The 8,275-nt window shown below is 66.1% G+C and carries 10 protein-coding genes and 1 riboswitch; of the genes, 6 read left to right on the forward strand and 4 right to left on the reverse strand.

What is annotated here, in order from left to right:
* Nucleotides 1-56: 56 nt before the first annotated feature.
* Complete coding sequence (rlmB, locus tag KHY18_RS26335; protein ID WP_213307246.1) at nucleotides 57-812, reverse strand: 23S rRNA (guanosine(2251)-2'-O)-methyltransferase RlmB; 756 nt, start codon at nucleotides 810-812, stop codon at nucleotides 57-59.
* Nucleotides 813-1,026: 214 nt separating this feature from the next.
* On the opposite strand from rlmB, the gene sstT reads away from it, so the two are divergent.
* The 5 genes from sstT to KHY18_RS26360 all read left to right on the forward strand — a co-directional run bounded on the left by sstT (nucleotide 1,027) and on the right by KHY18_RS26360 (nucleotide 6,363).
* A complete protein-coding gene (gene sstT, locus KHY18_RS26340; RefSeq protein ID WP_213307249.1) occupies nucleotides 1,027-2,256 on the forward strand; it encodes a serine/threonine transporter SstT in 1,230 nt (409 codons plus the stop codon).
* A 10-nt stretch (nucleotides 2,257-2,266) separates the two neighbouring features.
* Nucleotides 2,267-2,737, forward strand: coding sequence for a CopD family protein (locus KHY18_RS26345; protein ID WP_213307252.1), 471 nt, complete (start codon nucleotides 2,267-2,269; stop codon nucleotides 2,735-2,737).
* A gap of 7 nt (nucleotides 2,738-2,744) precedes the next feature.
* Nucleotides 2,745-2,979, forward strand: a riboswitch (cobalamin riboswitch).
* Between the two features lie 62 nt (nucleotides 2,980-3,041).
* On the forward strand, nucleotides 3,042-4,883 hold the full coding sequence (locus tag KHY18_RS26350; protein WP_213307255.1) for a TonB-dependent receptor domain-containing protein: 1,842 nt from the start codon (nucleotides 3,042-3,044) through the stop codon (nucleotides 4,881-4,883).
* A complete protein-coding gene (locus tag KHY18_RS26355; RefSeq protein ID WP_213307258.1) occupies nucleotides 4,865-5,752 on the forward strand; it encodes an ABC transporter substrate-binding protein in 888 nt (295 codons plus the stop codon). Before KHY18_RS26350 ends, KHY18_RS26355 begins: the two co-directional genes overlap by 19 nt.
* A 5-nt stretch (nucleotides 5,753-5,757) precedes the next feature.
* Nucleotides 5,758-6,363 carry a CHAP domain-containing protein gene (locus tag KHY18_RS26360; RefSeq protein ID WP_213307261.1) on the forward strand — a complete coding sequence of 202 codons (606 nt, stop codon included), beginning with the start codon at nucleotides 5,758-5,760 and terminating at the stop codon, nucleotides 6,361-6,363.
* A gap of 58 nt (nucleotides 6,364-6,421) precedes the next feature.
* On the opposite strand, the gene KHY18_RS26365 is transcribed toward KHY18_RS26360, so the two are convergent.
* From KHY18_RS26365 to KHY18_RS26375, 3 genes are all read right to left on the reverse strand, one after another.
* Nucleotides 6,422-6,670, reverse strand: coding sequence for a DUF3297 family protein (locus KHY18_RS26365; RefSeq protein ID WP_213307264.1), 249 nt, complete (start codon nucleotides 6,668-6,670; stop codon nucleotides 6,422-6,424).
* Nucleotides 6,671-6,732: 62 nt separating this feature from the next.
* The gene (locus KHY18_RS26370; RefSeq protein ID WP_213307267.1) at nucleotides 6,733-7,071 is read right to left on the reverse strand and encodes a heavy metal-binding domain-containing protein; all 339 of its coding nucleotides are present in this window, start codon (nucleotides 7,069-7,071) and stop codon (nucleotides 6,733-6,735) included.
* 58 nt (nucleotides 7,072-7,129) lie between these two features.
* Complete coding sequence (locus tag KHY18_RS26375) at nucleotides 7,130-7,612, reverse strand: MarR family winged helix-turn-helix transcriptional regulator (RefSeq protein ID WP_249729400.1); 483 nt, start codon at nucleotides 7,610-7,612, stop codon at nucleotides 7,130-7,132.
* A 199-nt stretch (nucleotides 7,613-7,811) separates the two neighbouring features.
* Here KHY18_RS26375 and KHY18_RS26380 point away from each other — a divergent pair.
* The coding region (locus KHY18_RS26380; RefSeq protein ID WP_213307273.1) for an FAD-dependent monooxygenase at nucleotides 7,812-8,275 on the forward strand (464 nt) is incomplete at its 3' end.

Genomic DNA, 8,275 nt, shown 5'->3' on the forward strand with positions numbered 1-8,275 from the left:
CACTGCTCAACGCCGCGAGCACCGAGACCGGCGCGCGCGACTGAGCAGCAGGTTCTTCAGGCAGCAGCGAGGCGCTGGCGCACGGCTTCGAACAGGCACACGCCGCTGGCCACCGACACGTTGAGGCTTTCGACCGCGCCCTGCATGGGAATGCTCACCAGCTCGTCGCAGGTCTTGCGTGTGAGCTGGCGCATGCCGTCGCCTTCGGCGCCGAGCACCAGCGCGACCGGGCCCTTGAGGTCCATCTGGTAGATGTTCTTGTCGGCATCGCCGCTGGTGCCGATGATCCAGATGTTGCGCTCCTTGAGCTCATTGAGCGTGCGCGCCAGATTGGTGACCATGAAATAGGGCACGGTCTCGGCCGCGCCGCTCGCAACCTTGGCGACGGTGGCGTTGATGCCGGCCGCATGGTCCTTGGGAGCGATCACCGCGTGCGCGCCCGCGCCGTCGGCCACGCGCAGGCAGGCGCCGAGGTTGTGCGGATCGGTCACGCCGTCGAGCACCAGCAGCAGCGGGTTCTTGACGCCGCTTTCCTCGAGGTTTTCGAGCAGCTCGTCGAGCGAGGTGATCTGCTTGGTGGGCTCGACACGCGCCGCCACGCCCTGGTGGCCGTGGCTGCCGGCGAGCTTGGCCAGGCGTTCGCCGTCGGCTTCGATCAGCCGCGCACCGGCTTCACGCGCACGGTCCAGGAACTGGCGCATGCGGGCGTCGCGGCGCGTGGCCTCGTAGTAGATTTCGACGATGGATTTCGGCGCGGTCTTCAGACGCACGCCTACGGCGTGGAAGCCGAAGAGAACTTTGGGGGACGACATAGCCCGCGATTATCGACGCAAGCCCATGCCCGGCGTATTCCCGGTGGCATCGAAAGCGACAAATGCCGGCCAAAGCGGCCAGGAACTGCGCCGCCCAACGGGTTTTACGCCCTGCGCTTAAACTCCCGGCTCTCGCAGCGCGGGCCCCGCGCTGGCGCGCCGGGCATTGCGCCCCGCCCCGCTCCCACGGCCTTCTTCGTTTTTTCTTCACTCCATGATCCTCAAGCCATTGCTGCACTGGATGCAGCGCACCAGCCTTGTGACGCAAATCGTCATGGCCTTGATTGCCGGCATCGCCTTCGCTTTTCTCTGGCCGGCGGCCACTCCCAGCGTGGGACTGCTGGGCAAGCTGTTCATTTCCGCGCTCAAGGCCGTCGCTCCGGTGCTGGTGCTGATTCTGGTGATGGCATCCATCAGCAATCACCGCCCCGGCGATTCCACGCTGATGCGCCCCGTGCTGTGGCTTTATGTGATCGGCACGCTGGCCGCGGCCATCGTCGGCGTGTTCGCGAGCATGCTGTTTCCGTCGACGCTGGTGCTGCAGACCGCGGCCGTCACCGACGCCGCCGCGCCGGGCAATGTGCAGGAAGTGCTGATGGCGCTGGTGCTCAGCGCCGTCGACAACCCGGTCAACGCGCTGCTGACCGCGAACTACATCGGCATCCTGGTCTGGGCCGTGGGCCTGGGCCTGGCGCTGCGCCACGCGAGCGAAGGCACGCGCAAGCTGCTGGGCGATCTGTCGAACGCCATCACCTTGATCATCCAGGGCGTGATCCGCTGCGCGCCGCTGGGCATTTTCGGCCTGGTCGCGGCGACCTTCGCCGACGTCGGCACGGCCGCGCTGCTGGGCTACGCCCACCTGCTGACGGTGCTGGTCGGCTGCATGCTGTTCGTCGCGCTGGTGGTCAACCCGCTGATCGTGTTCGCCAAGATCCGCCGCAACCCCTATCCGCTGGTGCTGATGTGCCTGCGCGAAAGCGCCGTGACGGCGTTCTTCACGCGCAGCTCGGCAGCCAACATACCGATCAACCTCGCGCTGGCCAAGCGCCTGAACCTCGACGAAGACACCTACAGCATCGCCATTCCGCTGGGCGCGACCATCAACATGGCGGGCGCTGCCATCACCATCAGCGTGCTGTCGCTGGCTGCCGCGCACACGCTGGGCATCGTGGTCGACATTCCCACGGCCATCCTGCTGTGCGTCGTGGCCTCGGTCTGCGCCTGCGGCGCCGCGGGCGTGGCCGGCGGCTCGCTGCTGCTCATTCCGCTGGCCTGCAGCCTGTTCGGCATTTCCAGCGATGTATCGATGCAAGTGGTGGCCATCGGCTTCATCATTGGTATCCTGCAGGACTCGGCCGAAACCGCGCTGAATTCCTCCACCGACGTGATCTTCACCGCCGCGGCCTGCCAGGCCGAGGAGCGCAAGAACGCGGCACTGATCTGAGACCTGCCCCATGCTGTTCGCCCCCCTGAAATACATCCATCTGCTGGCCGTGATCGTCTGGCTGGGCGGCATGGCGTTTTCGCACTTCTTCATGCGCCCCGCCGTGCAGTCGCTGGAACCCGCGACCCGCGTGCAATTGATGCACAACGTGCTGCAGCGCTTCTTCGCGGCCATGCTGGTGACCGTGGCCGTGGTGCTGCTGTCGGGGGCGGGCATGGTGGCGTCGGTCTATCACATGGCGGCCCAGGCCGAGCTGCAGTTCCAGATGCCGCTGGCCTGGAAAGTCATGACCGCGCTGGGCCTGGTGATGGCCGCCATCTTCGGCCATATCCGCTTTGCGCTGTTCAAGCGCCTGGACCGCGCGGTGCAGGCCGCCGACTGGCCCGCGGGCGGCAAGGCGCTGGCCAGCATACGCGTGTGGGTCGCGGCCAATCTGGCGCTGGGCGTGGCCGTCGTCACGGCGCTGCGCCTGTCTGTTTGAGCGCGCCGATTAGAATCAGCGCGTTGGTGCTGGCCCTGCAATGCGTGCAGGGCCGTTAAACGGGAAACAGGGTGGCCATGTCTTGCACATGGTCCTAGCCTGTACTGCCCCCGCAACAGTGAGTGAAACGGCCTGAAGCTTCGGGCCAGCGTACATCGACAAGCCACTGGCGCAGCCTGCGCCGGGAAGGCGTTGTGCGTGGATTCACCAGTCTGGATACCGGCCAACAAGGCGGTTCTTGCGCATGCGAGAGCCTTGTGAGTGAAACGCTGGCGGGGTCGCTGGCGTGAACTGGTAATCCTTCATGACTATTTCCCTTCGAACGAATCCCGGCGTGCGCGCCGGTGCGCTCGCCGCCATGGCGCTGTGCTCCCAGACCTGGGCACAGACCGCGCCGGCGCTAGACACCGTGGTGGTCACGGCTGCGCGCGAAGCCCAGCCGCTGCGCACCGTCACTGCCGACATGAGCGTGATCGACCGCGCGGCCATAGAGCGCAGCGGCGCCACGGGCGTCGCCGATCTGCTGGCCCAGGTGCCTGGCGTGCAGATCACGCGCAATGGCGGCCCGGGCCAGACGACCTCGGTGTTCCTGCGCGGCATGGGCAACCAGCACACAGCGGTGTTCGTCGACGGCGTGCGCTTCAACAGCCAGGAACTGCAGGGCGGCGCGCTGTGGGCGGCGCTGCCGCTGGCGCAGATCGAGCGCATCGAAATCCTGCGCGGCCCGGCTGCGGCGATCTACGGCTCGGACGCGATGGGCGGCGTGGTGCAGATCTTCACGCGCCAAGGCGATGGTCCATTGCGTGCTTATGCCGAGGCCGGCCTGGGCAACCAGGGCACGTCGAGGCTTTCCACCGGACTGCAAGGCGGCGCCAACGGCTGGAGCTACGGCCTGCATGTGGCCGACGAGCGCAGCGATGGCTTCGACGTGAACCCGGGCAACCCCTGGACGCCCAATCCCGACCGCGACGGCTATGCCAATACCTCGCTGGGCCTGAACGCGGGCTACAAGCACGGCATTCACCAGATCGACACGCGCCTGCAGCACAACCGCCTCAAGGCGCATTACGACCAGAGCGCCGCGCCGTTCGACGATTACGACCGCGTGAAGAACACCTCAGGCACGCTGCGCTGGCAGGCGGCCTGGAGCGATACCTACCAGAGCGTGGTGCAGCTGGGCCAGGCGCGCAGCGATATCCAGCGCTTCACTTCATCCCCCGAAAGCAATGACGGCCGCAGCAGCAACTATTTGCTGCAAAACCAGTGGAAGCTGGGCGAAAGCCGCTTCAACATTGATCTGGAACGCCGCGAAGACCGGCTCAACACCGACTACGCCTGGACGCAGAACACCGACAGCAAGCGCGTGCAGAACTCGCTGTCGGCCGGCTGGCGCTATGCCAGCGGCGTGCACCAGCTCGATGCCAACGTGCGCCACGACCGCGTGCGCGACCAGCAGAACAAGACCACGGGCGGCCTGGGCTATGGGCTGCAGCTCAATGACAGCCTGCGCTGGGTGGTATCGGCGGGCACGGCCTTTCGCACGCCCACGCTCTACGAGCGCTTCACGGGCCAGGCTGCGGCCGATCTCAAGCCCGAAAGCAGCGCCAATGTGGAAACCGGACTGCACTACAACGCAGGCAAGCAGCAGCTGTCTGCGGTGGCCTATCGCAACAAGATCAAGAACCAGATCACCTATGACTTCACGAGTTCGCCGGCCTGCAATTGCTACCGCAACTGGGAAAGCGTGGAGCTCAAGGGCCTGACGCTGACCAGTTCCACGCGCCTGGACCGCATGAACCTGGGACTGTCGCTCGACTTCCTCAACCCCAAGAACCTCGAGAACGGCAAGCTGCTGCCCTACCGCTCCAAGCGCATGCTCAAGCTCTCGGCCGACACCCAGCTCGCGGGCTGGACGCTGGGCACCGAAGCCCAGCTCTACAGCGCGCGCTTTGTAGACGCTGAAAACTCGGCCACACTGGGCGGCTATGGCGTGGTCAACCTCTATGCCCAACACCAGCTCGGCAAGGACTGGTCGCTGCTGGCGCGCGTCAACAACGTCGCCGACCGCGACTACGCGCCCACCAAAGGCTATGCCAATGCGGGCCGCACCTTGTTCTTCAGCGTGAAATGGGCGCCCGCAAACTGAGCGCGCTGGCGGCGCACTGGCTTCTCGCGGCCTGCGCGCTGCTGGCTGCGAGCGCGCCCGCGCGGGCGTACGGCGTGCGCGATGCCCAGGGTCGCACGGTCGAATTTGCCCAGGCGCCGCAGCGCATCGTGTCGCTGCTGCCTTCGGTCACCGAGTCACTGTGCGCGCTGGGCGCCTGCGCGCGGCTGGTCGGCGTCGATGCGTTCTCGAACCACCCGCCCGAAATCGCGGCGCTGCCGCGCCTGGGCAAGCCTTCGGCGCCGTCGATCGAAGCCATCGTGCGCCTGCGGCCCGATGTGGTGCTGATGGCGTATTCGCCGCCGCTGATGGCCCAGCTCGCGCAGTTCGGCATTCCGGTGCTGGCGCTAGACGCCCACGATATCGCGGGCATGCGCGGCCAATGGCGCACGCTCGACACCTTGCTGCAGCAGCAGCGCGCCGACGCACTGAATGCGCGCCTGCAGGCCGGCGTGGAGCGCGTCGCGCGCTCCACGCGCGCCCATGCGGGCCGCAGCGTCTATTTCGAAGTCGACGCCACGCCCTATGCGGCCGGGCCCCACTCCTTCATCGGCGAGCTGCTGGCCCAACTGGGCGCGCGCAACATCGTCGCGCCCGCGCTGGGGCCCTTCCCGCGGCTGTCGCCGGAGTATGTCGTGCGCCAGAATCCGCAGATCATCATCCATACGCCCGAAACGCCGGCCGCGGCGTTCGCCCAGCGCCCGGGCTGGCGCACGATAGACGCGGTGCGCAGCGGCCGCATCTGCACGCTCAGCACGGCGGAAGTCGATCTGGTCTCGCGCCCCGGCCCCCGGCTGGACCAGGCCGCCGAGGTGCTGGCGCGCTGCCTGGCGCTGACGCCTCCCCGGTAACGCACATGCCCTCGGCCCACCGATTCACACGCCGCGCGGCAATGAAGCTCGCCATGCTGCTGCTGGCACTGCTGGTTGCCGGCTATCTCGTCGCGACACGCGTCAACATCAACCCCGCGCATGCGCCCGGTGACCCGCTAGACGCATTCAACGGCGTGAGCGTCTACTACAACGGCGCGATCAACCATGTGTCGGGGCGGCTGACCACGCCCGGCGGCTACAACCTGGGCCTGCGCTACCAGTGCGTCGAATTCGTCAAGCGCTACTACTACGAGCGCTTCGGCCACGAAATGCCCAATTCGATGGGCCACGCCAAGGAGTTCTTCGCGGCCAAGGTGGCCGATGGCGCACTGAATCGGGAACGCATGCTGCTCCAGTACCGCAACGGCGCGGCCAGCGTTCCCCGGGAAGAGGACCTGATCGTGTTCGCGCCCTGGGCGTTCAACCGCTACGGCCATGTGGCGATCGTGAGCGCCGTGGGCCCGGACTTCATCGAAGTCATTCAGCAGAACCCCGGCCCGTTCGGCAGCAGCCGCGAGCGCTACGCGCTGGAGCAACAGGGCCGGCGCGTGGCGCATGACCGCGTGCTGGGCTGGCTGCGCCGCCCCTGAGCTTGCCGCGGGCGCAAAAAAGCGCCCGAAGGCGCTTGCAAGTCGGGCGTGAAAGCGCTTACTTGTAGAAGGCTTCGACCTTGCCCTTGATCTTGATCAGCAGCGGACGGCCCTTGCGGTCCAGCGTCTTGCCCGCGGGCACGCGCACCCAGCCTTCGCTGATGCAGTATTCCTCGACGTCGAAACGTTCCTTGTCGTTGAAACGGATGCCGATGTCATGCTCGAACACCGCGGCCACATGGTGCGGGCTGCTGGGGTCGATGGAGAGGTGGTCGGGCAGCGCGGGGGCTTGGGTGGTGTCGCTCATGAAAACCTTTCTGTGCATTGAAGAATGCGTTCAACCCGCGATTTTCGCGGATTTTCGCGCGCTCAGTGCCCGCGGTCATCATTCCCCAGCACCACGGCCGTGCCGCTGGCCGAGACCATCAGCATTCCGTTGCCCTGACCCAGCACCTCGAAGTCGAGATCTACGCCGACCACGGCGTTCGCGCCCAGTCGTTGCGCATGCTCCTGCATTTCCCTGAGCGCCGTTTCACGCGCCTTTTGCAACTCCTTTTCGTAGGTGGCCGAACGGCCGCCCACGATGTCGCGTATGCCGGCGAACAAGTCCTTGAAGACATTGGCACCCAGGATGGCCTCGCCCGCGACGATGCCCAGATACCGGGTGATGCGCTGGCCTTCAACATTGGGAGTGGTCGTCACGAGCATGCGGTCACCTTGATAGACATGAAGAGAGCCTGATTGTGCCTGCGCGCCCAGGCGCGGCTCACTCCATGGGTTTGACGGCCGCGAGACTGGGCGCGCGATTGCGGCCTTCGTTCTCGTTGTTGATCTGCGCGACCATCTGCATGAACAGCGCGCGCTGCTCCACCGGCAAGGGGTCGAGCATGCGCTGCTGGGCACGCATCACCGCGGGCTGGGCGGACTTGAGCAGGTCCATGCCGGCCGGGGTCACCGTGAGCAGGCGCACGCGCTTGTCGGTCTTGCTCGCATTGCGCACCATGAAGCCGCGCGCCTCGAGCCGGTCGATCACGCTGCCTATGGTCGAGGTATCGAAACCGATGAAGCGCGCGAGCGAGCGCTGGTCCATCTCGGGCTGGCGCAGCACGGCCGACAGCGCCGCGAACTGCACGGGCGTGACCGCGAAGTCCTGGGTCTCTTCCATGAAAACGGCGACTGCTATCTGCTGCAGGCGCCGGATATGGAAGCCAGGAAGCAGTTCAAGTTCTTCGGGACTGAAAGTTGTCATATGCCCAAGTTTATGGGAGCGGCAGCGCATTGATGTATGCAAAACCCGCATTCAGTTCCTCAGGGTTTTCACCAATTTCACCATGACAAAGATCAACACTACACTGATCATCAGCATACTGTTGATTAATCGCAAGACTCCAGCCGCCGAGACATTGATGCGGACTGGAGCCACGCAAGCTTCGAAGAAAGACCGGCCCATGACGACGAAAACTTCATCCACCCTGCCCGTCCTGGTGGTCGGTGGCGGCATTGGCGGCGTGGCCGCGGCGCTCGCCCTGGCGCGCCAGGGCTATGCGGTGCAGGTGCTGGAGCAGGCGCCGCAGCTCGGTGAAATCGGCGCCGGCATCCAGCTGGGCCCGAACGCGTTCGCAGCTTTCGACGCGCTGGGCATTGGCGAGCGCGCACGCAGCCGCGCCGTCTACACCGACGAAATGGTGATGCACGACGCGCTCGATGCAACGCTGGTCGGGCGCATTCCCACCGATGCCGCGTTTCGCCAGCGCTTCGGCAACCCCTATGCGGTGATACACCGCGCCGACATCCACACCTCGCTGCTCGAAGGCGCACGCGCGCAGTCGGCGATTGAGACCTTCACCGGCACGCACATCACGCGCGTCGAACAGCACGCAGACAGCGTCACCGTCCACGACCAGCACGGCCG

This window comes from Acidovorax sp. CCYZU-2555 (genome assembly GCF_018413525.1).
In the GTDB taxonomy this organism is placed as follows: Bacteria; Pseudomonadota; Gammaproteobacteria; order Burkholderiales; family Burkholderiaceae_C; genus Comamonas.